Origin of the sequence: Cupriavidus nantongensis (assembly GCF_001598055.1) — a bacterium.
GTDB classification, from domain to species: domain Bacteria; phylum Pseudomonadota; class Gammaproteobacteria; order Burkholderiales; family Burkholderiaceae; genus Cupriavidus; species Cupriavidus nantongensis.
In genome coordinates, this window is the sequence record NZ_CP014845.1 from 2411186 (window position 1) to 2435569 (window position 24384).

Here is a 24384-nt window from a genome sequence, read left to right on the forward strand (position 1 = left end):
CGGCGGGGGCGGCGAGGTCAGGCGCTGGCCGGCAGTTCCGGCACGGGCTCTGGGTCGGCAGCGGCGGCCCGGCATTGCGGGCACACGCCGTACAGCACCAGCATATGCTCGCGCAGCACAAAGGCGTTGTCGGCGGCGACCTGACGCTGGCGCTGCTCGATCCCCTCGTCGCGGAATTCCTCCACGCGGCCGCACGCCACGCAGATCAGGTGGTCGTGGTGACCGCCTTCGTTCAGTTCAAATACGGCGTGGTCTGACTCGAAGCTGTGCCGCAGCAGGATATCGGCCTGCACCAGCTGGTTGAGCACGCGGTACACCGTCGATAGCCCGGCATCCTCGTCCTGCGTCAGCAGGATGCGGTAGACATCTTCCGCGCTCAGGTGGCGCCTGGCGCTGGTGCGGAACACTTCGAGGATGCGCATCCGCGGCGACGTCGCCTTCAGGCCGGCGCGCTTCAGATGGATCGGGTTGGTGCTCTCGGATGACATGGCGGATGGCATAGGCATGCTGCGGCTGGCGCCCCGCAGCAGGGCGGCGCCCGGCCTGGCGCCGCACGGGCACGGCGTCAGTGGCTTGGCGGGATTTCAGGCGGGAAGCGCCAGGGCCGGCCGGGCGCTGGCGCCCTCGTCCCTGGCGGCGCGACGTGCCTGCACGGCGCGCGGAATAAAAAGGTGGCCTGGCTTGCCGCCGGAAGACGCGATCGGGAAAGCGGGGTCTGGTTGCTTTCCCGATCTTCCGGAGACTGGCTACTACCAAACGCTCCGCGTGACGGAGCGGTCCCCACAAAAGTCGGTATCGAAGGCCGCGGGGGCGGCATCCGGAAATCTGTCATGCCTGCCAGCGCTGGTCGCCGTCGCGTGCCGCGCGGTGCCAGCCTGGCCGGTCTGCCCGCGCCGTCCGGTGCTTGCTTCGGTGCGCCGTGCGTCAGGCAGTGATCGAATAGTAAATGGGAATCGATCTCATTACAAGGAAAATTTTCGGGGTGGCGTGACTTTCGGTTTGCGAGCGCCTCTGACCGAGGGAAGGCAAGGCGCCCACGCGCGTTAGCCGCCACTTTGTACCGCTTTGTATCCGGCTTCGGCTGCGACACGGCGGCTGACAAATGCGGCCCGCATCCGCTACATGGCCGATACACCGGTCACCTTAAATACGTTCCGTGGCCGCGGCGTCGGATACCCCGAAAGCGAAAGCCGGCCCGCTCAATCCTCAACGTGAACTTAAGGAAACCGATCATGACTACCCAAATCGCCCGCCGCTTCGTCCTCGCCGTCGCCCTCGCTGCCGCCGCTGCCGGCGCCAACGCCGCCAGCTTCTCCGCCGGCGCCCGCGACCCGTTCACCGACGGAGCCCGCAGCGCGGTGGATGCCCGCGACCCGTACAGCGAGGGCGCGCGTTCGGTCCAGGAGCCGCGCAGCCCGTATAGCGATGGCGCCCGCAGCGTCGATCCGTTCAGCGATGGTGCGCGCAACGTCGATCCTTACACCGACGGCGCCCGCACCGTCGCCGGGCTCGACCGCAGCGGCGTGTCGGCGGACCCGGCGCGCAGCGTCGATCCGTACCTCGACGGCGCCTACGCCTAAGCAGTGCCGGCCGGCGCGCCGGCCCGCTTCATCACCACCAACACCAACCAACAGGAACCAGACATGACCCGTATCGAAAAAGTGCTGTACACCGGCAAGGTCCACATCACCGCGGGCGGCCGCGATGGCGAGGCGCGCAGCGACGACGGCCGCCTCAACCTGCAGCTGTCACGACCAGGATCGCCCGGCGCCGGCACCAACCCTGAGCAATTGCTGGCGGCGGGCTGGTCGGCATGCTTTATCGGCGCGATCGGGCTGGCCGCCGGCAAGCGGCAAATCAAGCTGCCGTCGGACCTGTCGGTCGATGCCGAAATCGACCTGGGCACGGCGGGCGACGCCTACCTGCTGCAGGCCCGGCTCAATGTCAGCATTCCCGGCATCGAGCGCGAGCTGGCACAGGCACTGGTCGATACCGCCCACCAGACCTGCCCGTACTCCAAGGCGCTGCGCGGCAATATCCACGTCGAGACCCGGCTGGTCTGAAGCAAGGGGCTGCCTGATCGCGAGGCAGCCCCAATCCTGCATCTCATGACCGCGGCAGCCCTGGGCTGCCGCGGTCGCTTGCCGCGTGGTCAATGGCCGGCGCTCTGCCCGCCATCGACGTGCAGGATCTCGCCGGTCACGAAGGGCGCCGCATCCAGGTACAGCACGGCGTCGACGATATCGCGCATCTCGCCCATATGGCCCATGGGGTGCAGCGCGCCCAGGGCCGCGTGGGTCTCGGGGGCATGCATCGGCGACTTGATGATGCCGGGCGAGACGGCGTTGGCGCGGATGCCGGTGCGGGCGTATTCGATCGCCAGCGAGCGGGTGGCCGCATTGAGGCCGCCCTTGGTCAGCGACGCCAGCACCGATGGCACCCCGCTGAGGGCATGGTCGACCAGGCTGGTGGTGATGCTGACCACGTGGCCGCTGCGCTGTTTTTCCATCTCGGCGACGGCCAGCTGCGTGATATGGAAAAAGCCTGCCAGGTTGATGCCGGTGACCGCTGCGTAGTCCGCGTCGGTATAGCTGGTGAACGGCTTGGCGACGAAGATGCCGGCGTTGTTGACGAGCGTATCGATCCGGCCGAACCTGGCCACGCCCTCGGCGATGACGCGGCGCGCGGTGGCCGGGTCGGCCAGGTCTCCGGCGACGGCCAGCAAGTCCTGGTCGTCGGACGGCCGGATGCTGCGCGCCGTGGCGACGACGCGATCGCCGCGTTCGCGGAAGGCCTTGACCAGTTCCGCGCCGATGCCCTGCGATGCGCCAGTGATGACGACGACTTTCTGTGCTGCACTCATGTTTTCACCTCGATGTAGGTTGGTCCGGCTAGCGTGCCGATCGGGCCCGCGGCGCCGATGGGTTCCAATCTATGGGCTCGGGCCGGGCTTTCGAAGGCACCGGCCGGACAAACAGTTATGCGCGGCGCGTACTAATGCACGGGCGCGTCAGTCGACTTCGGCGGGGCGCGAACCTATGATGGCGACTGCCCCGTCTACCGGGACCGGGCGAGCTCCGTCACCAGCTGGAGAAAGCCATGAAACGCCAATTCGATGATCTCCAGCTCGGCAGCATCGAACTGTTTTGCCTGGCCGCTGAACTGGGCAGCTTTACCGCGGCCGCGGTCGCCGCCGGCGTGACGCCGCCCGCGGTCAGCCGTACCGTGCAGAGGCTGGAAGAGCGGCTGGGCGTGCGGCTGTTCGTGCGCACCACGCGGCAGATCCGCCTGACCGACGAAGGCCGCCTGTACTTCGAGCAGAGCCGCGCCGCGCTGGCACAGCTGGTCGATGCCGAACGGCAGATCGGCGGCCATCACGCGACGCCGGCCGGGCGGCTGCGTATCAGCCTGCCAACGCCGTATGCCCACTATCGCGTGTTGCCGGTGCTGCCGGCATTCCGGGCGCGGTACCCGGAGGTCCAGATCGACGTGCACATCAGCAACCGCAATGTTGATTTCGCCGATGACACCTATGACCTGTGCGTGCGCGGACGCGCGCCGGATGACTCGAACCTGATCGCGCGCAAGCTCGAAGACGCCGAGCTGGTGGTGGTGGCGACGCCCGCCTACCTGCGGCAGGCCGGCACGCCGCAAGCGCCGGAGGATCTGCTGCGGCATGAATGCATCCAGTTCGAGCGCCCCAGCAGCGGACGCAGGATTCCCTGGACCCTCCGCGTCGACGGCACGGAAACCGATATCGTCACGACCGGCTCGTACACGGCCTCGGAGGATATCCTTGGCGGCGCCACGCTGGTGCGCGCCGGCGCCGGCCTGTTCCAGACCTATCGCTTCGTGGTGGAACAGGACCTGCGCGACGGCACGCTGGTGGAAGTGCTGCGCGAATACGGCGGGAGTGCGCGCCCGTTCGTGCTGCTATACCCGTCCGCGCGCCATGTCACGCGACGGGTGCGGGTGTTCGTCGACTTCCTGCTCGAGAAGTTCTCGGCTTAGCAGTTCCCCTCATGCCGGCCGGACCTGCGCGATGACCACCAGGATCACTGCCGCGTTGCCTGGCTGCTGGAAGTGCGAAGAGATCGTGCGCGCGTGTCCGGCCTTGTCGCCCAGCACATCGCGGAACAGCTCCGACGCCGCGTCGAGCACCGCCGGTTGTGCGAACCAGCCAGGTGCGCTGGCGATGTGGCCGTCGACCCGCACGATGTGGTCGAGCCGCGCAAAGCCGCCCAGATGCGCGTCGATCTGCGCCAGCACGTTGAGCGCGGCCAGCTCGGCGGCACGCCTGCCTTGGTCGACGCTCAGGTCCTTGCCGACCTGGCCCTGCCAGATCACCTTGCCGTCCTGCAGCGGCAACTGCCCGGAAATGAACAGCAGGTCGCCGGCCTGGCTGGCCGCGGTATAACTGCCCAAGGGTTGAGGCGGTTGCGGCAGCGCCAGGCCGCGCGCCGCGAGTCGTTGCTGGACAGACATGGTGGCTCCTTATCCAAAGGCGTCGTGGCTCACACGGCAGACTCTATGGGCTCGCCGGCACGCGATAAAGCCATCGACCGGAACAGCAATTGATACATGGCGTAATCAGTCCCGGCCGCAGTCCCGGCCGCAGTCCCGGCCGCGGCGGCCATACACGTCGTGGAGACATCACTCTGGCATCGGTTCGCGGCTGAACGCGTCCAGTTCCTGCACCAGGCTCTGCGCCGCAAGCCGGACCAGTGCGGCGCCCTTCTCGGCCGTTGCCAGTCCGGGGTCCGAGCCGATGCGGCCGTCCGGATAGCGCGCGCGGAAGTCCAGTGCCTCGCGGATGGGGCCGCTGGGTGCGATCCGGGGTGCGTAGTCGGCATGCTTGCGCGCATCCGGAAAGGCCCATTGGGTGATCGCGATTTCAGAAGGCGTGGCGTGGGAGCCGTGGCCGGTCGGGAACTGTTCGCGCGCCAGCTCGCCCACGCCAGGCAAGTCCCACCAGTTGCACAGCTTCAGCGCAAAGCCGGCGCGGCGCCTGGCGAAGCTGGCTTCGGCGTAGAGCTCCGAGAAGGCCGCGTCGATCGAGGCAACGTTGCCGCCATGGCCGTTCAGGAACAGCAGCTTTTCGAAGCCATGCCCTGCCAGCGAGCGTACCCAGTCGCCGATCGCGGCGATGAAGGTCGACGGACGCAGCGAAATCGTCCCGGCGAATGCCAGGTGATGCTGCGCCATGCCGATATTGAAGGTCGGCGCCACCAGGATATCGGCCTGCTTTTCCGCCTCGCCGGCAATGATTTGCGGGCACAGCCAGTCGGTGCCGAGCAGCCCGGTCGGCCCATGTTGTTCGTTCGAGCCGATGGGAATCACGATGGTACGGCTGCGGGCCAGGTATTGCTCGATCTCCGCCCAGGTTGAAAGATGAAGTTGCACGGGAGCTCCTTGGTGGGTGATGGTCGGGGTCACGGCGGCGCGATGCCGCATCAGCGGCGCGCGGGCAGCTTGTTGCACAGGATGATGACGGCCGCCAGCAGCGGCAGCGCGGCCATCATCAGCATGCCGAGATGGAGGTTGCCGGTCGCGGTCTTGGTCCAGCCGATGGTGGCCGGTCCCCAGAAGCCGCCCGACAGGCCGATGGTGTTGATCAGCGCAATGCCGCCCGCTGCCGCCGGGCCCTGGATGTATTCGGCCGGCATGGCCCAGAACACGGTGTAGGCCATCCACAGACCCATGGTGGCGAGCGTCAGCAGCACCAGCGTCGCTACCAGGTTGCCGTCCGCCAGCACCGAGGCTGCCAGCAGCATGGCTGCCGCCAGTGCCGGCAGCGCGCAGTGCAGGCGCCGCTCGCCCGAGCGGTCGGATTTGCGGCCCATGTAGTACATGCCGAACGCGGCCGCCACGTATGGGATGGCCGCGTACCAGCCGAGCCGCACGGTATCGTCCACGCCCTGCGCCTTGATCATGGTCGGCAGCCAGAAGCTGATGGCGTAGATCGCCGCGATGATGCAGAAGTAGGCCAGCGCCAGCACATAGACGCGCGGGTCGCGGGCCACGGCGCCGAAGCCATGCTTGTGCGCGGCGACCGGCCCCAGTTCGGCTTCCAGCAGGCGCCGTTCGGCGTCGCTGAGCCAGTTCGCCTGCGCCGGGCGGTCCGGCACCAGCGACAGCGCCAGCACGCCCAGCAGCACGCAAGGCAGGCCCTCGACCAGGAACATCCATTGCCAACCCGCCAGTCCGCCATGGCCCGCCAGCGCGGTCATCAGCCACGCCGACACCGGCCCGCCGACGATGCCGCCGATCGGTCCCGCCAGGAACACGATGGCGATGGCCCGGGCCATGCGTTGCGGCCCGTACCAGCACGACAGGTAATAGATCATGCCGGGCGCGAAGCCGGCCTCGAACACGCCGAGCAGGAAGCGCAACGCGTAGAACGTCGGCACGTCCCGCACGAACACCATGCAGGCCGAGGTCAGCCCCCACAGCACCAGGATCCGGCTGAAGGTCTTGCGCGCCCCGACCCGCGGCAGCATCAGGTTGCTCGGCAGTTCGAACAGCACATAGCCCACGAAGAAGATGCCGGCGCCGACGCCGTAGGCCGCGTCGGAAAAGCCCAGGTCGCTTTGCATCTGCAGCTTGGCAAAGCCAACGTTGACCCGGTCCAGGTAGGCGAACAGATAGCAGACCAGCAGGAAGGGCAACAGGCGCCAGTTGATGCGGCTGTAGAGGCTGGAAGCGCCTTCCATGGCGCCCGCGGTAGGGATGGCTAGCATGCTCGCTGTCTCCGGTGTGGTTGCGGCCCGGTGGGCTCGGTAGGGCTTGGTCGTGTCCCTTGTGTGCTGAATCGTGGCAGCCGCGGGCGGGCTGGCAAACAGCAACTCGGGACACACTTCGTTCTGTTCCGGGCAACGCACCGGTCCAGGTGGCCCACGCTGCCCGTGGCAAGCAGGGCAAGGCGCGTTCGGGTATCGTTACCGCTGCAGAAAAACGGCGGAACAGGCGTTCGACATGCGAGAGATCAATCAGCAGCGGCTGCGATACTTCCGTGAAGTGCTGGCGCACGGCACCATCCGCGGCGCGGCGGACAGCCTGAACACCTCGCCCTCGGTGATCACGCGGCAGATCCGGTTGCTGGAGGAAGAACTGGGCGCGCTGCTGTTCGAGCGCGCGCCACGCGGGCTGCGGCCCACCGCGGCGGCGGCGCACCTGCTGGAATTCTGGCGCGGCTACCGCTCGCACCAGGAGCAGCTGGAAGACCAGCTGCACGCGCTGCAGGGCTTGCAGCAAGGCGAGGTCAGGCTGGTCCTGAGCGAGGGCTACGTCGACCTGCTCGTCAACGAGGTGCTGGCACGGTTCTGTGCGCGCTATCCGCGCCTCGATATCCGCATGGACATCCTGGCGGTCGATGGCGTGCTGGAGGAGGTGGCGGAAAGCCGCGCGCATATCGGACTGGCCTACAACCCGCCGCCGCACCCGCGCATCGAATACCGCGCGAGCGCGTCGCAGCCGGTGGTGCTGCTGGTCAGGCCCGACCACCCGCTGGCGCTGCGCGGCGGCGCGGCCAGCGTCGCCGACCTGCAGGCCTATCCGCTCGCCATGATGCCGGCGTCGTTTGGCGTCGGCCATGCCTTGCGCATGGTCGAGTTCGCCGAGAACGTCTCGATCCGCGCGACGCTGGTCAGCAACTCATTGACCGCGCTGAAGCAGTTCGTCGCCTACGACCAGTACATGACGCTGATCGGCGAATTCGCCGCGTACCGCGAGATCGCGGCGGGCACGCTGGCGGTGGTGCCGCTGGACCATCCCTTGTTCCTGGGCACGCAGGCCCGGCTGCTGGTGAAGGCCGGGCGGCCCCTGCCCGCGGCTGCGCTGGAACTGCTCGACCATATCGGCCGGCATATGTCGATGTTCGCGCGCCAGCGCTAGCCGGGCAGCGGCGTCTTGCCGGCAGCGCACGCGCCGCTCAGGCCAGCGTCTGCGCGACGATGGCCGCGGCGGCCAGGCTCGAGGTGCCGATGGCCAGCCAGCATCCGAGCAGCAGCGCGCCATGGGCGAGGCTTCGGCTGGGGTTCATGGTGTGGTCTCCTGTCAGATGCTGGCTGCGTGGATCAGCGCTCGGTCACCGGTGCGTGGACCGGGGCGATCGATGCGTGCGTCGTGGCGGTGCGTTGCGCGGCCTTGTGCACCATGGTGTAGGCGTAGTCGATGCCCATGCCGTAGGCGCCCGAGTGTTCCTTGGCGATGCCGATGACGGCGTCATAGGTGTCGCGGTTCTTCCAGTCGCGCTGCCACTCCAGCAAGACCTGCTGCCACGTCACCGGCACCACGCCGGCCTGGATCATGCGCTGCATGGCGTAGTCGTGCGCTTCCTTGCTGGTGCCGCCCGAGGCGTCGGCGACCATGTAGATCTCGTAGTCGCCTTCGAGCATCGCGCTCAGCGCAAAGGTGGTGTTGCAGACTTCGGTCCACAGCCCCGCCACCACCACCTTCCTGCGGCCGGCGGCCTGCAGTGCGTCGCGCACCTTCTGGTCGTCCCACGAATTCATCGAGGTGCGCTCGAGGGTCTGCTTGCCCGGAAACACATCCAGCAACTCGGGGTAGGTGTAGCCCGAGAACGAATCGCTCTCGACGGTGGTGATGGTGGTCGGCACGTCGAACACCCGCGCCGCCTTGGCCAGCCCGATCACATTGTTCTTCATGGTCTGGCGGTCCATCGACTGCACCCCGAAGGCCATCTGCGGCTGGTGGTCGATGATGATCAGCTGGCTGTTGCGCGGGGTCAGGACTTCGAGCTTGGCGTTCGACATGGTGTTCTCCTAAACGATTCAAAATTGTTGATTGTCTGTAGCGGCGCTGTTTATTGTGTCGCGCTGCCATGTGGAGAACTATAGCGAACCTCGCGACCCCTTCTTCCGACATGCATTGTCAATCTTATTCAAAAAAATTGATAAAAGGATGGCGCGCTCATGTGTGCTCGACCAGGATTGCCTTGAGGTTCGAAATGCGAATTGTTATCATTTGTGGTCGTTTCCCGCCCGCATCGCGCCATGCCCGCCGCCCCTGCTCCCGCTTGCCATCCTTGTCGTCTCAGCCACGCTGCTCGCGCTGGTAATGCCGCCGCGCGCGCGGCGCTGCGGGTGCCGGCGTGAGCAAGGCGCTGCAGGGCGGGTGGCGCTATCGCGCGGGCGTAGGCGCGCGGGCGCTGGCGGCTATTGGCGGCGGCTATGCGCTGGCCGCGCTGGCCACCGCGGTGCTGGCGCGCTATCTGCCGATGGCGCGGCACGATGCCGTGACCACGGCGACGCTGCTGTCGTTCGCCATCTATGCCGGCGCGGCGGTCTGGGTGTTCGCGGTGCGCAGCGCCTGGCGCGCGTGGGCGGGCCTGGCGCTGCCGGCCGCGCTGCTGTCAGCCATGCTGGCGCTCGGGCGGGGGGCGTGATGCGCGCGGGATTCAGGCAGTCGATGGCTTGGCTCCACACCTGGAGCGGCCTGCTGGTGTGCTGGGTGTTGTTCCTGATGTTCTGCGGCGGCACCGCGAGCTACTACAAGGAAGAGATCTCGCTGTGGATGCGGCCGGAGCTGCATCGCACCGCGCCCGCCGATAGCGCGCAGATACCGGCCGTGCAGGTTCCGGCCCCGCAGATGGCACAAAACGCGTTGCGCTATCTGGAGCGCGAGGCGCCCGATGCCTCGCGCTGGATCATCACGCTGCCGGATGCGCGGCGCGATGCGGTCAATGTGCTGTGGACCTACAAGCCGGGGCAGGCGCCGCGCGATGCCGACGGCAAGCCGCGCCGCTTCGACACGCGCCTGCTCGATCCGGCCACCGGCGCCCCGCTGCAGGCCGCGCGCGAGACCCGCGGCGGCGAATTCCTCTACCGGCTGCACTTCGACCTGCACTACATGCCGGCCAAGTGGGCGCGCTGGATCGCCGGCTTCTGCGCCATGTTCATGCTGGTGGCGATCGTCAGCGGCGTGATCACCCATCGCCGCATCTTTGCCGACTTCTTTACGTTCCGGCGCGGCAAGGGCCAGCGTTCCTGGCTCGATGCGCACAACGCGCTGGCGGTGCTGCCGCTGCCATTCCACCTGATGATCACCTACACCGGGCTGGTGACGCTGCTGTTCATGTACATGCCGTGGGGCGTCGAGGCGGCATACGGCGGCGACCTGCGCGCGTTCCAGGCGCAGACCCGGCTGCGCCCGCTGCCGCCCAAGGCCGCCGGCACGGCCGCGCCGCTGGCGAGCGTGCCCGACATGATGGCGCAGGCCGGGCGCGCGTGGCAGGGCGGGCAGGTGCGCCGCATCGTGGTGAACCTGCCGGGCGATGCCAACGCGACCGTGACCCTCTCCCGCGCCGAGCCCGCTACGCTGTCGCACGATCCGCTCGCGCTCGAATTCGCGGGGGCCAGCGGCGCGCTGCTGGGCGCGTATGCCGAAGACAAGTCCGCCGCCGAACTGACGCGCAGCGTCATGACCGGCCTGCATATCGGCAGCTTTGCACCGCCCGGCCTGCGCGCGCTGTTCTTCCTGTGCGGGCTGGCCGGCTGCGCCATGGTCGCCACCGGCGCCATCCTGTGGGCGGTGCGCACGCGCCAGCAGCAGGCCAAGGCGATCGCGGCGCGGGGGCGGCCGGGGTTCGGGCTGCGCCTGGTCGAGGCGCTCAACATCGGCGCCATCGCCGGCCTGCCGGTGGCCTTCGCCAGCTACTTCTGGGCCAACCGGCTGTTGCCGGTGGCGATGACGCAGCGGCCCGAGGCCGAGATCCGCTGGTTCTTCATCGCCTGGGCCGCGTGCGCGCTGCTGGCGCTGTGCCGGCCCACGCGCGCCATGTGGTGCGCGCAGCTGTGGGCGGGCGCGGTGTTGTTCGGCACCCTGCCGCTGCTCAATGCGCTGACCACCGGCTCGCACCTGGGCGTGACGCTGCTGCAGGGACGTGGTCCTGCAGCGGTGGCCGGTTTTGACCTGGTGTCGCTGGCACTCGGCCTGGCGCTTGGCGCCGCGGCCTGGATCACGGGCCGCCGGCAAGCCGCTGCCGCACGCGTGGCGGCGCGACCGCGCAATATCGCCGCCGGCACGCAGGAGGCCGCATGAACGCGCTGGCTGCATTCGCGCTGTCGCTGGCCGGGTTTGCCGCGCTGGCGCTGTCGCTGGAGCGCCACCATGCCGATATCCACGGTCGCGGCAGCATGCCGTCGCGCGGTGCGGTGGCGCGTTTGCGCGTGGTCGGTGCGGTGGCGCTGGCACTGGCGTGGGCACTGCATATCGCAGCGCAGGGCGGGCCGATGGGCACGGTGTCGTGGGTGGGCACGCTGACGGCCAGTGCCATCGCCGTGGCGCTGGGCCTGTCCTACGCGCCGCGCGCGGTGCAGCGGCTGCTTCCCGGCGTGGCGCTCGTCGGGCTGGCCGGCGCGGGGTGGCTGCTTGCCGGCTGAGCGGGGGTGAGCGCGTGAACCGATAGCCAACAGCTGGCGATGCCGGCGTGTGCCTTGTCCTGCAATGCAAGCGGGCCGCGAGGCGCCTGCGCTGGCGCACTCGCGGCCCAGGTTCGCAGCGTGCCGCAATTGGCTTACAGCGGCGGAGAGACCCAGTACGGGTCGCGCCCGTAGTACTCGTGCAGCGACTTGCCCCACTGCGGGTCGGCCATGCTCGGCCAGCTGTCCTTGTTGAAGCCCGGCGCGGACTTGATCCGGTCCGCCGTCACGGCGATCCGGAAGCACTTTTCGTCGGTATCCATGACCAGCGCGTTCCACGGGATGGCGTGCAGCGTGTCGCCCATGCCGAGGAAGCCACCGGTGGTCAGCACCGCATAGGCAATGCGGCCGTGCGGCACGTCCAGCATGATCTCGGAGATCTTGCCGACATGTTCGCCATCGGACGAATACGCCTTGGTGCCATCCAGGCTGGAAGCCGCCATCACTTCCGGGCCCGGGCCTTCGCCCACGCCGGAACCGACGATGGCTGCGCCTTGACTGCTGGGAGGTTGGGTTTGCATGCTGTGCTCCTTGTCGCGAGACGGTGGAATGCTTGGCGCGCGCAATGACCATGCCTGCGCTGCTCTGGCGCGGTTTCCACGCGGATCGCCGCGCTGCGGCGCCCGCCGGCGCTCTGGCGGAAGGTAATTCTTTCGCGTGGCTTGCAAAAACAACGCATCCGCACGGGCCCGGCGCGGGCATTCGGCAGTTGCTTCAGAAGTGGTGCCGCATGCCAAGCATCACGCCCACGCGCGTGCTGCGCGCCACGTCGGTGGCGGGCGTGCCGGCCCAGTACTCGGTCTCGCGGCCGACCGCGCCGCCGCGCGCGCGTACCACGTCGGCTTCCAGGTACAGGGTGGTGCGCCGGGACAAGGCGTAGTCGGCCACGACCGCGATGCTGTCGGCATGACCGCTGCCCAGCGCCACCGGCACCTGCAGGAACTGCGTGGTCACGTGGCCGCGCTGCCAGTAGCGGTAATAGGCGCCGGACAGATGCAGCGCGGGCGTGAGCTGGTAGCCCAGCCCGGCGAAGGCGATGTTGAAGCGCGCGCCGCTCGCAGACGCGTCCCGAGCCGATTCGCGCCGGCCCATGTGGCCCGCGTAGAAGGTGGCCTTGCCGGATGCGTACGAGCCGCCCACGGCGTAGTTGCGTACCGTGCTGCCGCCGTCGACGCTGCGGCGCTGGTCATAGGCCGCGCCCAGCGCCAGTGCGCCCTGCTGCAGCATCAGCCCGCCGCCCAGCGTGGCGCCGCGCGCCAGGCTGCCGGCTTGCCCGCCGGCGCCGTAGTCCAGTTGCAGCGTCAGCGGGCCGGTGGTCTTCTTGTAGACCACGCTGTGGTCGATGCGGTAGTCCTGGAAAAAGATGTCGCCGCCCAGGTAGAGCGGATCGGACCAGAAGTTGCCCCAGCCCTGGTCCAGCGGATTGAAGGCCCAGCCGATATTGTTCAGCGCGTTGTACTGGCGGCCAAAGGTCAGGCTGCCCCAGTCGCCGGACAGGCCGGCATAGGCCTGGCGCCCGAACAGCGCCTGGTAGCTGGCGCGGCCGTCGTCGCTGCCGATGCCGGCCTCGAGCTGGAAGATGGCGTGCTGGCCGCCGCCCAGGTCTTCGTCGCCCTTCAGGCCGAAGCGGCTGCCGACCATGCCGCCGGAGACCAGCGCCGCCTGGTCGCGATGATGGCCATCGAGGTTCGAGGTATAGCGCACCGCCGTGCTGACGATGCCGTAGACGGTGACGCCCGGCTCCGCATGGGCGCGCCCCGCGGCGAGGGCGGTGGTAAGGGCAGCGACGGGCAACAGCCCGGCCGCCGGCAGCCAGTGGCTGGCTGTCTTCTTCATGGAGGGTCCTCCGGAGGGCCGGATCCGGTCGGCGCGGTGGCGCGCCGCAGCGGATCCGTCAGGCCGATGGCCTGCGGGTTCCAGTCCCGCGCGGGGGCACGCGGGTCGTCATCGGGCCCTGCGCAACGGATGCGCGCGGCCCGGGCGAGGGTCGAAGCGGGCGACGATGCCTGGAGGGGCGGCGAATGCCGGCAGTATTGCCGGGCAAGCCTTGGGCAGCGCCGGTTGCCGGCGCCACGGGAGCGGCCCGAAGGCCATTGATCGGGTTCGCCGGCGCCCGCTTCGGCAAGCGTTTTTCGGCAAGGGCCGATCGGGCTCGGAAGGCGCATGCCGGGTCGACCCCGGCGCGGCGAACAGGGCGCTAGTTTACCTGTATTGGGTCAGCGCCCTCGAAAAGTGCTTTGTCCAGCGCTGCTTGCGGGCCTGCAACAGGCCGCTGGTGTGCTCCCTCTCCGGCAGGGAGGGGGTCGGGGAGACGGTCGGGGAGAGGGCCCGGGGCGGACCGCCTCAGCCCACCCGCTTCGCCGAGATCACCGCTTCCGCCACATTGGCCGGCGCTTCGGCGTAGTGCTTGAACTCCATGGTGAAGGTCGCGCGCCCCTGCGTCAGCGAGCGCAGCGTGGTGGAGTAGCCGAACATGGTCGCCAGCGGCACCTCGGCGCGCACGATCTTGCCACCGCCGCCGGCGATGTCTTCCATGCCGTGCACCATGCCGCGGCGCGACGACAGGTCGCCCATCACGTTGCCGGTGAATTCCTCGGGCGTTTCCACCTCGACCGCCATCATCGGCTCGAGCAGCGTCGGCCGGGCGCGGCGCATGCCTTCCTTGAACGCCATCGAGCCGGCCATGCGGAATGCGTTTTCGTTCGAGTCCACGTCGTGGTAAGAGCCGAACACCAGCGTGGCCTTGATGTCGACCACCGGGTAGCCGGCCAGCACGCCCGACTGCATGGTCTCGCGGATGCCCTTGTCGACCGCGGGGATGAACTCGCGTGGCACCACGCCGCCCTTGATCGCGTCGACGAACTCATAGCCGCCGCCGTGCGGCATCGGCTCCAGGTTCAGCACCACGTGGCCGTACTGTCCGCGCCCGCCAGACTGCTTGATGAACTTGCCCTCGACGTCGCGCGCCGGCAGGCGGATGGTCTCGCGGTACGCCACCTGCGGCTTGCCGACCGAGGCCTCGACGCCGAATTCACGCCGCATGCGGTCGACCAGGATTTCCAGGTGCAGCTCGCCCATGCCCGAGATGATGGTCTGTCCCGATTCCTCGTCCGTGGTCACGCGGAACGACGGGTCTTCCTGCGCCAGCCGGTTCAGCGCGATCCCCATCTTCTCCTGGTCGGCCTTGGTTTTCGGCTCCACCGCCTGCGAGATCACCGGTTCCGGGAAGCTCATGCGCTCCAGGATGATGACCTTGTCGGGGTCGCACAGCGTGTCGCCGGTGGTGGCCTCCTTCAGGCCCACCGCCGCGGCGATGTCGCCGGCGCGCACCTCCTTGATCTCCTGGCGCACGTTGGCGTGCATCTGCAGGATGCGGCCCAGGCGCTCGCGCTTGCCCTTGAGCGGGTTGTAGACGCTGTCGCCGGAGTTGACCACGCCGGAGTACACGCGGAAGAAGATCAGCTGGCCGACAAAGGGATCGGTCATGATCTTGAACGCCAGCGCGGCGAACGGCTCGTCGTCGCTGGGGTGGCGCTCGGCCTCGCGGTCGTCCTCGGTGTGGCCGAGGATGGCCGGCACGTCGGCGGGCGACGGCAGGTAGTCGATCACCGCGTCCAGCATGCTCTGCACGCCCTTGTTCTTGAAGGCGCTGCCGCACAGCATCGGCACGATCTCGTTGGCGATGGTGCGCTTGCGCAGGCCCTGCTTGATCTGGTCCTCGCTCAGCGGCTCGCCCGACAGGTACTGGTTGAGCAGCGCCTCGTCGGCCTCGGCGGCGGCCTCGACCATCTTGTCGCGCCATTCCTGCGCGGTGGCGAGCAGGTCTGCGGGGATGTCCTGGTATTCGAAGCGCACGCCCTGGCTGGCGTCGTCCCAGACGATGGCCTTCATCTTGACCAGGTCGACCACGCCCTGGAAGTGGTCCTCGGCGCCCAGCGGAATCTGGATCGGCACGGCGCGGCCGCGCAGGCGCTCGGCGATCTGCGCCTGCACGCGGAAGAAGTCGGCGCCGACGCGGTCCATCTTGTTGACGAACGCGATGCGCGGCACTGCGTACTTGTTGGCCTGGCGCCAGACGGTTTCGGATTGCGGCTGCACGCCGCCGACGGCGTCGTAAACCATGCAGGCGCCGTCCAGCACGCGCATGGAGCGCTCGACTTCGATGGTGAAGTCGACGTGTCCCGGCGTATCGATGATGTTGATGCGGTGCTCGGGGTAGTTGCCGGCCATGCCTTTCCAGAAGGCGGTGGTGGCGGCCGAGGTGATGGTGATGCCGCGCTCCTGCTCCTGCTCCATCCAGTCCATGGTGGCCGCGCCATCGTGCACTTCGCCCAGCTTGTGATTGACGCCCGTGTAGAACAGGATGCGCTCGGTCGTCGTGGTCTTGCCGGCGTCGATATGCGCGCTGATGCCGATATTGCGGTAGCGCTCGATGGGGGTCTTGCGGGGCACAGTGTTCTCCATGGATGAAACACGCCCGAATAGAGTAGCACCACTGGCCGCTCCCCGTTGCCGCTTCCCGTTGTCCCTGTCGCGCGCAGGGACACGCGCTTCGCGGCGGCCCGCGGACGGTCCCGCGCGTCTGAGGCCGGCCTAGGATTTTCGCTGCAACTGAAGCGGATTCCTCCCATCCTGTACGCGCCTTCGGCTCCCTATACTGGCGTGGCATCGCGCACCGGCATGCGCCGTTCCTGCCAGCCCGTTCCAGCATCGGGATGTTGCCTCCGCCGATGCCTGCCTAGAACCTGGACCCCGCGCATGACAACCATCCTGATCGTTGACGACCATCCGGCGATGCGGCTGGTGCTGCGGCACCATCTGTCGCAACTGCTTGGCGTCGACGAGGTGATCGAGGCGGACAACGGGCAATGCGCCATCGAGATGGTGCGCGCACGGATGCCGGACCTGGTGCTGCTGGACCTCGACATCCCGCGCTCGAGCGGGCTCGACGTGGCGCCGCGCCTGCGTGCGATCCATCCGCAGGTGCGCATCCTGGTGGTGACGGCGCTGGACCCGGCCGTGTTCGTCAGCCGTTCATGGCAGGCGGGCGCGCAGGGCTTTGTCAGCAAGACCCAGGACATCAAGGAGATCCTGCGCGCGGTCGAGGCGGTGCTGGCCGGCTATACCGTGTTCCCGGTGCTGGGCCGCGGCGGCGCGCCGCGCCAGTCGATGTCGGCCGACGACGAGATGCTGCGGCGGCTGTCCGACAAGGAACTGGTGGTGCTGCAGATGCTGGCGCGCGGCATGTCGTACAAGGCTATCAGCGAGAGCCTCTTTATCAGCAACAAGACCGTCAGCAGCTACAAGGCCCGCATCATGAACAAGCTGCAGGTGTCGTCGCTGGTAGAACTGGTCGACTTCGCGCGCCGCTGCCGGCTGACGCCCTAGCGGCGGGCGCGGGCGTCACTATTCATTAGACATCGTATGACTTGTCGGCGCATGCCTGCCGCATGCGCGTCCCGCTTCAGCCTTGCGGGCCGGCCGAGCCGGACGCCTTGCGCAGCCGCTCGCGGCTGTTGGTCAGGTGCATGCGCATGGCGGCCTTGGCAGCGTCGGGGTCGCGGCGCTCGATCGCGTCGTAGATGTTCTCGTGCTCGATGCTAACCCGCTCCAGGTACTGCACGCGCTCGGGGGTGTTGACCTGCAGCCGGCTGCGCGGGATCACCATGGTGCCCAGGTGGGCCATGATGTCGGTGAAATAGCGGTTGCCGGTGGCGCGTGCGATGGCCAGGTGAAAGGCGAAGTCGCTTTCCACGGCGTCATTGCCCGCGCCCGCGCCGTGCTTGAGCTCGTCCAGCGCCTGGCGCATCGCCACCAGTTGCGCGTCGGTGCGGCGCGCGGCCGCCAGGCCGGCGGCTTCCGCTTCCACGCTGACGCGGAATTCCAGCATCGCCATCACGTCCATCGCAGTACCCAGCGCGTCCGGCCCGATCCGGAACGGCGACGGCGCCTCGGGCGCGCGTTCCAGCACGAAGGTGCCGATGCCGTGGCGCGTCTCCACCAGGCCGCTGGCCTGCAACCGCGACAGCGCTTCGCGCACCACGGTGCGGCTCACGCCCATGGTGGCCATGATCTCGGATTCGGTGGGCAGCTTGTCGCCGGGCTTGAGCTGGCCCTGGCGGATCTCTTCGCCAAGGGCTTGTACGACTTCTTCGGCAAGCGTGCGGCCGCGGCGGCGCAACGGGGCGGGGGCGGAACTCGGGGTCGGAGCGAGGGGCTCGGCGTTCGGCATGGCAGCTACGTACGGTACGAAGATACGGGGATACGGGCGGGCTTTCCCGGACTTGACCGGCCCGAGATTGCCTAATTATACTGGGTTATCAGTCATACGATGACAGATAACATACGCAACACAAAGGCCGGGGTGAAGGATCGTACGCCCGCGGCCATGCCGGAGACAGTCCCGAGATGACCCCTACCGCCGCCCCGATGGCGTCCACCCATACCCCGGTCGTGACCGAACTGACCGTGGTGCCCGTCGCCGGGCATGACAGCATGCTGATGAACCTGTCCGGCGCCCATGGCCCGTACTTCACGCGCAATATCGTGATCGTGCGCGACAGCGCCGGCCATACCGGCGTCGGCGAAGTGCCGGGCGGCGAAGGCATCCGCCAGACGCTGGAAGACGCGCGCCCGCTGCTGGTGGGCCAGCCCATCGGCCAGTACCAGGCCGTGCTCAACCGCGTGCGCGCGGCCTTTGCCGGCCGCGACGCCGGCGGCCGCGGCCTGCAGACCTTCGACCTGCGCATCACCATCCACGCCGTTACGGCGCTGGAGGCGGCGCTGCTCGACCTGCTCGGCCAGCACCTGGAGGTGCCGGTGGCCGCGCTGCTGGGCGAAGGCCAGCAGCGCGACGCGGTGGAGATGCTGGGCTACCTGTTCTATATCGGCGAGCGCCAGCGCACCACGCTGGATTACCGCACCGAGCCCGACGCGGACAACGCGTGGTTCCGCTTGCGCAATGAAGCGGCGATGACGCCCGAGGCCGTGGTGCGCCTGGCCGAAGCGGCGTATGAGCGCTACGGCTTCAATGACTTCAAGCTCAAGGGCGGCGTGCTGCGCGGCGATGAAGAAATGGAAGCGATCGTGGCGCTGGCCGAGCGCTTCCCCAGGGCGCGCATCACGCTCGATCCCAACGGTGCCTGGTCGCTGGCGGACGCCGTGCGCCTGTGCCGCGACAAGCGCGGCGTGCTGGCCTATGCCGAAGACCCGTGCGGCGCCGAAGACGGCTACTCGGGCCGCGAGATCATGGCCGAGTTCCGCACCGCGACCGGCCTGCCCACGGCCACCAACATGATCGCCACCGACTGGCGCCAGATGGGGCATGCGGTGCGGCTGCAGTCGGTCGACATCCCGCTGGCCGACCCGCATTTCTGGACCATGCAGGGCTCGGTGCGGGTCGCCCAGATGTGTGCCGAATGGGGCCTGACCTGGGGCTCGCACTCGAACAACCACTTCGATATCTCGCTGGCGATGTTCACGCACGTGGCAGCGGCCGCGCCGGGACGCGTCACCGCGATCGACACCCACTGGATCTGGCAGGACGGCGAACACCTGACCCGCAACCCGCTGAAGATCGAAGGCGGGCTGGTGCAGGTGCCCAGGACCCCGGGGCTGGGCGTCGAGCTCGACCTGGACGCGCTGGCGCGCGCGCACGAGCTGTACCAGCGCAAGGGTCTGGGGGCGCGCGACGATGCCGCGGCGATGCAGTTCCTGATTCCCGGCTGGAAATTCAACAACAAGGCGCCGTGCATGGTGCGCTGACGCGCCACCGGCGACGACGCCAACGGCCGTAGCGGACCATCGGGGCGGCCAGCCATTCTCATCAAAACACTGCAGGAGACAACGATGTACACCTTCCAACGCCAGGGCGCGACGCGCCTGCCTCACTGGCTGCGTGCCTTCGCGCTCGGATCGGTCGCCGCGGTCGCGGCGCTGACCTTCATCAGCCCGGCCGGCGCCGCGGCGCAGGACTGGCCGCAACGTCCGGTATCGGTGGTGGTGCCGTTCCCGCCGGGCGGCTCCAGCGACGCCATCGCGCGCATGCTGACGGTGCCGCTCAACGAGAAGCTGGGCCAGCCGTTCGTGATCGACAACCGCCCCGGCGCGACCGGCGCCATCGGCGCGACCTACGTCAAGCGCGCGCCGGCCGACGGCTACACCATGATGGTGGCGTCGATCGGCGTCTATGCGGTCAATCCGTTCTTGCAGAAGAACCTGGCCTATGACCCGGCCAAGGACTTCGACCTGTTGACCGTTGCGGTGCGCGCGCCCAACGTGCTGGTGGCCAACCCGCAGTTCCCGGCCAACACGCTGGCGGAACTGGTGGCCTACATGAAGAAGAACCCGGGCAAGGTCAGCTTCGCCTCGTCCGGCGCGGGCTCGTCCGACCACCTGACCGCGGCGCTGTTCTGGCAGAAGAGCGCCACCGACGGCCTGCATGTGCCGTACAAGGGCGGCGGCCCGGCCATCTCGGACCTGCTGGCCGGACAGGTAGACGTGTCGTTCCAGAACGTCAACGCGGTGCTGCAGCACATCCGTGCCGGCAAGCTCAAGGCGATGGCGGTGACTTCCGACAAGCGCTCGCCGGTGCTGCCCAACGTGCCGACCATGGCCGAGGCCGGCATCAAGGATGTCGAAGTCTACTCCTGGCAGGGCGTGGCAGCGCCGCGCGGCCTGCCGCCCGAGATCAAGAGCCGCCTGCACGGCGCGCTGGTGTCGTCGCTGAACGACCCCAAGATGCGCCAGAAGCTGTCCGAGAGCGGCTTCGAGGTGGTGGCCAACACCCCCGAGCAGTTCAACCAGTTCGAGGCGCAGGAGCTGCAGCGCTGGAAGACCGTGATCGAGAAGGGCAAGATCTCGCTGGACTGATCGCCGCCGCATAACACCCAATACCAACGCACCGACCGCGCCGGCCCCGCACGTGCATCGTGCCGCGCCGGCGTGCGCCCTCGACAGGAGACCTCAGCATGACCTACGGACGCCGCAACTTCCTCAAGCAATCCTCCGCGCTGGCCGCCGGCCTCGCCGCCGGACCGCTGGCGGGCCTATCCCCATCCGCGCACGCCGCGGACTGGCCCAACCGCCCGATCCGCCTGGTGGTGCCGTACACCGCCGGCGGCTCGTCCGACATCATCGCGCGGCTGATCAGCAAGCAGCTGGGCGAGGCGCTGGGCCAGTCGGTCGTGGTCGACAACCGCCCCGGTGCCAACGGCAACGTCGGCGCGGCGCTGGTCGCGCAGGCCACCGACAACCACACGCTGCTGCTGTGCGATATCGGCGCGCTGGCGATCAGCCCGTCGGTCTACACCAAGCTGACGTTCAATATCGCCAGGGACCTGAAGCCGGTATCGATGCTGGCGTATTCGCCGCACCTGCTGGTGGTGCATCCGTCGGTGCAGGTGACCAGCGTGAAGGAACTGGTGGCGCTGTCGCAGCGCAGCCAGCTCAATTTCGCCGTGACCGCCATCGGTAGCGCGCCGCACCTCGCCGGCGTGGCGGTGGAACAGGCCACCGGTGCCAAGTGGCAATACGTGCCGTACAAGGGCGGCTCGCAGGCGATTGCCGATACCGTCGGCGGCAGCGCCCAGGTGCTGATGAACGGCATGCTGGCCACGCTGCCGCATGTGCAGTCGGGCAAGCTCAAGCTGATCGCGCAATCCAAGCGCACGCGCATGCCGCTGCTGCAGAACGTGCCGACCATCGCCGAGCAGGGCGTGCCGAACTTCGAGTCGGGCACCTGGCAGGGCGTGATGGCCCCGGCCAGCATGCCCGACGCGATGGTGGCACGGATCAGCGGCGAGCTGATCCGCATCATCCGCGCGCCGGACCTGCGCGCCCAGCTGGTGGCGCAGGGCGCCGAAGTGGTGACGATGACGCCGGGGGAAACCGGCAAGTTCTTCGTCGCCGAGCAAACGCGCTGGGCCGGGGTGGTGAAGCAGGCGGGGATCAAGCTGGAGGCTTGATGCGTAGGTGTTGGAAGGACGGCTCGCATGGGAATGCGGGCCGTTTTTTGTTTGTGCTGGCGGCGATGGTTTGCTCCCCTCTCCCGCGGGAGAGGGAGTACCCAGTCGGGACTGGAAATGCTTGCGGTGTTTTGCGTGACCGCAGGATTGCGCCCCTTCCAAAAACAAAAAGCCCCGCACCAGCGGGGCATATCTGAACACCTCTCGTTACTTCCGCAGCGCCGCCGGCAACAAAGCCTGCGGCAGGTTCTGATAGCAAACCGGCCGCAGGAACCGGTCGATCGCCGTAGCGCCCACCGAAGTCGTCCGCACATCCGACGTCGCCGGGAACGGTCCGCCATGCACCATCGCGTACGCCACCTCGACGCCGGTGGGATAGCCGTTGCACAGCACGCGCCCGGCCTTGCGTTCCAGCACTGGCAGCAGACGCTGCGCGGCCGAGAGGTCGGCGTCGTCGAGTTGCATCGTCGCGGTCAGCTGGCCTTCGAGCTGGCGCGCCACGGTCAGCATCTCTTCCATGTCGCGGCACACCACCAGCAGCGTCGACGGGCCGAACACCTCGGCCTGCATGCGGTGGTCCGCCAGGAACTGCGCGGCGGTGGTTTCGAACATCTCGGGCCGGGCCTGGTTTGCGCCGCCGGCGTCGGCGCCATTGCCGATGCGTTGCAGTCCGTCGAGCGATACCAGCTGGGCCACGCCCTGCTGATATGCAGCATGGATGCCGGGGGTCAGCATCGTGGCCGCCGGCTTGCCTTGCAGCGCGCCCAGCGCCGCCGCGCGGAACTTGTCTAGGGCGGGGCCTTCGATGCCGATCACCAGCCCGGGGTTGGTGCAGAACTGGCCGACCCCGAGCACCAGGGACTCGACCAGCTGGCGGCCGATCTCCTCGCCGCGCGCGTCGAGCGCCGCGGGCAGCAGGAACACCGGGTTGATGCTGCTCATCTCGGCGTACACCGGGATCGGTTGCGGGCGCGCGTTGGCGGCGCGCATCAGCGCCATGCCGCCGGCGCGCGAGCCGGTGAAGCCGACCGCCTGGATCGCCGGATGCGACACCAGCGCGGTGCCGATGGCATTGCCCGCGCCCACCAGCAGCGAGAACACGCCTTCGGGCAGGCCGGCGTCGCGCACCGCCTGCTGGATTACGCGCCCGACCAGCTCGGAGGTGCCCAGGTGCGCCGGGTGCGCCTTGACCACCACCGGGCAGCCCGCCGCCAGCGCCGCGGCGGTGTCGCCGCCGGCCACGGAGAAGGCCAGCGGGAAGTTACTGGCGCCGAACACGGCAACCGGGCCGATGGCGATGCGCTGCATGCGCAGGTCCGGGCGCGGCGGGGTGCGCTCGGGCAGCGCGGGGTCAAAGGTGGCTTGCTGCCAGCGGCCCTCGCGCAGCACGGTGGCGAACAGGCGCAGCTGGCCGGCGGTGCGGCCGCGTTCGCCCTGCAGGCGCGCGATCGGAAGAGCGCTTTCCAGGTGCGTGCGCTCGACCAGCGTGTCGCCGAGCGCCTCGATGCCCGCCGCGATGGCCTCGAGGAAGGCCGCGCGCTGTTCGGGCGTGGTGTTGCGGTAGGTGTCGAAGGCGGCCTCGGCCAGCGCGCAGGCGCGCTCGACTTCGGCCTCGCCGCCGCCGTGGAAGTCGGGGCCGATCGCCGCGCCGGTGGCGGGGTTGATCGCCTGCAGTGTCGCTTCGGTGCCGCGCACGGCTTGCGCGCCGATCAGCATGTCGCCGGTGATTTGCATGGAAGGATCCTTGTCAGCGTTTGGAACGGGAAGCCGGCCGGAGGGCATGCGCCCCGCGGCCGGCTGTCGGAATGCAATGCGGGGACGGCGCGCTGGCCGCCTGCGTGCCGCGTTACTGCGGGCCGAGCTGGTTGATCAGCGCGCCCAGCATCTCCATTTCCTCGCCGGTCAGGTCGGTCAGCGGCGCGCGCACGGGACCGCCGTCGCGGCCCACCAGGCGCGCGCCCGCCTTGACGATGCTGACCGCATAGCCGGCCTTGCGGTTGCGGATGGCCAGGTAGGGCAGGAAGAAGTCGTCGATCAGCCGGCCCACGGTGTCGTGGTCGTCCGCGGCGATGGCGCGGTAGAAATCCATCGCCGTCTTCGGGATGAAGTTGAACACCGCCGACGAATACACCGGCACGCCCAGCGCCTTGTAGGCCGCGGCATAGACCTCGGCGGTGGGCAGGCCGCCCAGGTAGGAGAAGCGGTCGCCCAGCTTGCGGCGGATGCTGACCATCGCCTCGATATCGCCCACGCCATCCTTGAAGCCGATCAGGTTGGTGCAGCGCGCGGCCAGGCGGGCCAACTGGTCGGCGTTGAGCTTCGAATTGGCGCGGTTGTAAACGATCACGCCGATGTCGACCGCCTTGCAGACTTCTTCCACGTGGGCGGCAATGCCGTCCTGGCTGGCTTCGGTCAGGTAGTGCGGCAGCAGCAGCACGCCGGCGGCGCCCAGGCGCTGGGCTTCCTGCGCATAGGCGATGGCGGTGCGGGTCGGGCCGCCGGCGCCGGCCAGGATCGGCACCTTGCCGGCGCAGGTGCGCACGGCGGTGTCGACCACGGCCGAGTAGTCCTGCGGCGTCAGCGAGAAGAATTCGCCGGTGCCGCCGGCAGCGAACAGCGCGGTGGCGCCGTAGGGCGCCAGCCACTCGAGGCGCGCGGCGTAGGACTTCGGCGCGAAGTCGCCCTGGGCGTCGAAGTCGGTGATGGGGAAGGACAGCAGGCCTTCGGAGACGATTTGCTTGAGTTCGTTGGGTGCGAGCATTGCGGCAGTCCAGGGCGGGCCGAGGGCCCGGGGTGGCAGAGGCGGCTGACTGCGGCTTGGCAGGTCAGTCGAGTTATCAGTCATCGTACGACAACAGAAAGGCGAAGGCAATAGGCGGGGGACGTACCGCGGGTTAACCGGGAGCGGTACAAGGACCTCGATGGGCGACAACGCCGTTCAGATCAGGCACCAAAACCTACCGTCATTCCCGCGCAGG

The 24384-nt window shown here is 68.6% G+C and carries 23 protein-coding genes; 11 read left to right on the forward strand and 12 right to left on the reverse strand.

Features of this window, described 5'->3' with window-relative positions:
* Positions 1 to 17: 17 nt before the first annotated feature.
* The gene (gene fur, locus A2G96_RS31650) at positions 18 to 506 is read right to left on the reverse strand and encodes a ferric iron uptake transcriptional regulator (protein ID WP_062804045.1); all 489 of its coding nucleotides are present in this window, start codon (positions 504 to 506) and stop codon (positions 18 to 20) included.
* Positions 507 to 1232: 726 nt separating this feature from the next.
* On the opposite strand from fur, the gene A2G96_RS31655 reads away from it, so the two are divergent.
* Positions 1233 to 1580, forward strand: coding sequence for a hypothetical protein (locus A2G96_RS31655; RefSeq protein ID WP_062804046.1), 348 nt, complete (start codon positions 1233 to 1235; stop codon positions 1578 to 1580).
* A 63-nt stretch (positions 1581 to 1643) separates the two neighbouring features.
* A complete protein-coding gene (locus A2G96_RS31660; protein WP_062804240.1) occupies positions 1644 to 2063 on the forward strand; it encodes an organic hydroperoxide resistance protein in 420 nt (139 codons plus the stop codon).
* Between the two features lie 89 nt (positions 2064 to 2152).
* Here the strand turns inward: A2G96_RS31660 and A2G96_RS31665 are convergent, their stop codons facing one another.
* Positions 2153 to 2863: an SDR family NAD(P)-dependent oxidoreductase gene (locus A2G96_RS31665; protein ID WP_062804047.1), complete on the reverse strand. Its 711-nt coding sequence runs from the start codon at positions 2861 to 2863 to the stop codon at positions 2153 to 2155.
* 236 nt (positions 2864 to 3099) lie between these two features.
* Between A2G96_RS31665 and A2G96_RS31670 the strand changes: the two genes are divergently transcribed.
* The gene (locus A2G96_RS31670) at positions 3100 to 4011 is read left to right on the forward strand and encodes a LysR family transcriptional regulator (RefSeq protein WP_062804048.1); all 912 of its coding nucleotides are present in this window, start codon (positions 3100 to 3102) and stop codon (positions 4009 to 4011) included.
* Between the two features lie 9 nt (positions 4012 to 4020).
* On the opposite strand, the gene A2G96_RS31675 is transcribed toward A2G96_RS31670, so the two are convergent.
* The 3 genes from A2G96_RS31675 to A2G96_RS31685 form a co-directional block, all read right to left on the reverse strand.
* Complete coding sequence (locus A2G96_RS31675) at positions 4021 to 4485, reverse strand: RidA family protein (protein ID WP_062804049.1); 465 nt, start codon at positions 4483 to 4485, stop codon at positions 4021 to 4023.
* A gap of 168 nt (positions 4486 to 4653) precedes the next feature.
* Positions 4654 to 5403, reverse strand: coding sequence for a creatininase family protein (locus A2G96_RS31680; RefSeq protein WP_062804050.1), 750 nt, complete (start codon positions 5401 to 5403; stop codon positions 4654 to 4656).
* A gap of 50 nt (positions 5404 to 5453) precedes the next feature.
* The gene (locus A2G96_RS31685; protein ID WP_062804051.1) at positions 5454 to 6740 is read right to left on the reverse strand and encodes an MFS transporter; all 1287 of its coding nucleotides are present in this window, start codon (positions 6738 to 6740) and stop codon (positions 5454 to 5456) included.
* A 235-nt stretch (positions 6741 to 6975) separates the two neighbouring features.
* Here A2G96_RS31685 and A2G96_RS31690 point away from each other — a divergent pair, with 235 nt between their 5' ends.
* Complete coding sequence (locus tag A2G96_RS31690) at positions 6976 to 7893, forward strand: LysR family transcriptional regulator (RefSeq protein WP_062804052.1); 918 nt, start codon at positions 6976 to 6978, stop codon at positions 7891 to 7893.
* 182 nt (positions 7894 to 8075) lie between these two features.
* Here the strand turns inward: A2G96_RS31690 and A2G96_RS31695 are convergent, their stop codons facing one another.
* The gene (locus A2G96_RS31695; RefSeq protein WP_062804053.1) at positions 8076 to 8774 is read right to left on the reverse strand and encodes a hydrolase; all 699 of its coding nucleotides are present in this window, start codon (positions 8772 to 8774) and stop codon (positions 8076 to 8078) included.
* Positions 8775 to 9112: 338 nt separating this feature from the next.
* On the opposite strand from A2G96_RS31695, the gene A2G96_RS31700 reads away from it, so the two are divergent.
* From A2G96_RS31700 to A2G96_RS31710, 3 genes are read left to right on the forward strand one after another with little or no spacing between them, the layout of a single operon-like run.
* Positions 9113 to 9406 (forward strand): DUF3649 domain-containing protein, encoded by a 294-nt coding sequence (locus A2G96_RS31700; RefSeq protein WP_062804054.1) that lies wholly within the window; start codon positions 9113 to 9115, stop codon positions 9404 to 9406.
* A complete protein-coding gene (locus tag A2G96_RS31705) occupies positions 9406 to 11061 on the forward strand; it encodes a PepSY-associated TM helix domain-containing protein (protein ID WP_062804055.1) in 1656 nt (551 codons plus the stop codon). The genes A2G96_RS31700 and A2G96_RS31705 overlap by 1 nt, the downstream gene beginning before the upstream one ends.
* Entirely contained in the window at positions 11058 to 11402 is a 345-nt protein-coding gene (locus tag A2G96_RS31710) for a DUF3325 domain-containing protein (RefSeq protein WP_062804056.1), read from the forward strand. Before A2G96_RS31705 ends, A2G96_RS31710 begins: the two co-directional genes overlap by 4 nt.
* 134 nt (positions 11403 to 11536) lie before the next feature.
* On the opposite strand, the gene A2G96_RS31715 is transcribed toward A2G96_RS31710, so the two are convergent.
* The 3 genes from A2G96_RS31715 to fusA form a co-directional block, all read right to left on the reverse strand.
* On the reverse strand, positions 11537 to 11962 hold the full coding sequence (locus A2G96_RS31715) for a PRC-barrel domain-containing protein (RefSeq protein WP_062804057.1): 426 nt from the start codon (positions 11960 to 11962) through the stop codon (positions 11537 to 11539).
* A gap of 193 nt (positions 11963 to 12155) precedes the next feature.
* Positions 12156 to 13277 carry a porin gene (locus A2G96_RS31720; RefSeq protein ID WP_062804058.1) on the reverse strand — a complete coding sequence of 374 codons (1122 nt, stop codon included), beginning with the start codon at positions 13275 to 13277 and terminating at the stop codon, positions 12156 to 12158.
* Between the two features lie 507 nt (positions 13278 to 13784).
* Positions 13785 to 15893, reverse strand: a complete 2109-nt coding sequence (fusA, locus tag A2G96_RS31725) for an elongation factor G (RefSeq protein ID WP_062804059.1) — start codon at positions 15891 to 15893, stop codon at positions 13785 to 13787.
* A gap of 306 nt (positions 15894 to 16199) precedes the next feature.
* On the opposite strand from fusA, the gene A2G96_RS31730 reads away from it, so the two are divergent.
* Complete coding sequence (locus tag A2G96_RS31730; protein ID WP_026164172.1) at positions 16200 to 16829, forward strand: response regulator transcription factor; 630 nt, start codon at positions 16200 to 16202, stop codon at positions 16827 to 16829.
* Between the two features lie 76 nt (positions 16830 to 16905).
* Here A2G96_RS31730 and A2G96_RS31735 read toward each other — a convergent pair whose 3' ends face one another.
* Complete coding sequence (locus A2G96_RS31735) at positions 16906 to 17673, reverse strand: FadR/GntR family transcriptional regulator (RefSeq protein ID WP_062804060.1); 768 nt, start codon at positions 17671 to 17673, stop codon at positions 16906 to 16908.
* 176 nt (positions 17674 to 17849) lie between these two features.
* Here A2G96_RS31735 and gudD point away from each other — a divergent pair, with 176 nt between their 5' ends.
* The 3 genes from gudD (at position 17850) to A2G96_RS31750 (ending at position 21406) form a co-directional block, all read left to right on the forward strand.
* Positions 17850 to 19205, forward strand: coding sequence for a glucarate dehydratase (gene gudD, locus A2G96_RS31740; protein WP_062804061.1), 1356 nt, complete (start codon positions 17850 to 17852; stop codon positions 19203 to 19205).
* Between the two features lie 84 nt (positions 19206 to 19289).
* On the forward strand, positions 19290 to 20312 hold the full coding sequence (locus tag A2G96_RS31745; protein ID WP_062804062.1) for a Bug family tripartite tricarboxylate transporter substrate binding protein: 1023 nt from the start codon (positions 19290 to 19292) through the stop codon (positions 20310 to 20312).
* Positions 20313 to 20410: 98 nt separating this feature from the next.
* On the forward strand, positions 20411 to 21406 hold the full coding sequence (locus A2G96_RS31750) for a Bug family tripartite tricarboxylate transporter substrate binding protein (protein ID WP_062804063.1): 996 nt from the start codon (positions 20411 to 20413) through the stop codon (positions 21404 to 21406).
* 207 nt (positions 21407 to 21613) lie between these two features.
* Here the strand turns inward: A2G96_RS31750 and A2G96_RS31755 are convergent, their stop codons facing one another.
* Both A2G96_RS31755 and kdgD read right to left on the reverse strand, forming a co-directional pair.
* On the reverse strand, positions 21614 to 23140 hold the full coding sequence (locus tag A2G96_RS31755) for an aldehyde dehydrogenase (NADP(+)) (protein ID WP_062804064.1): 1527 nt from the start codon (positions 23138 to 23140) through the stop codon (positions 21614 to 21616).
* Between the two features lie 112 nt (positions 23141 to 23252).
* Entirely contained in the window at positions 23253 to 24167 is a 915-nt protein-coding gene (gene kdgD / locus A2G96_RS31760) for a 5-dehydro-4-deoxyglucarate dehydratase (protein ID WP_062804065.1), read from the reverse strand.
* Between the last annotated feature and the right edge of the window lie 217 nt (positions 24168 to 24384).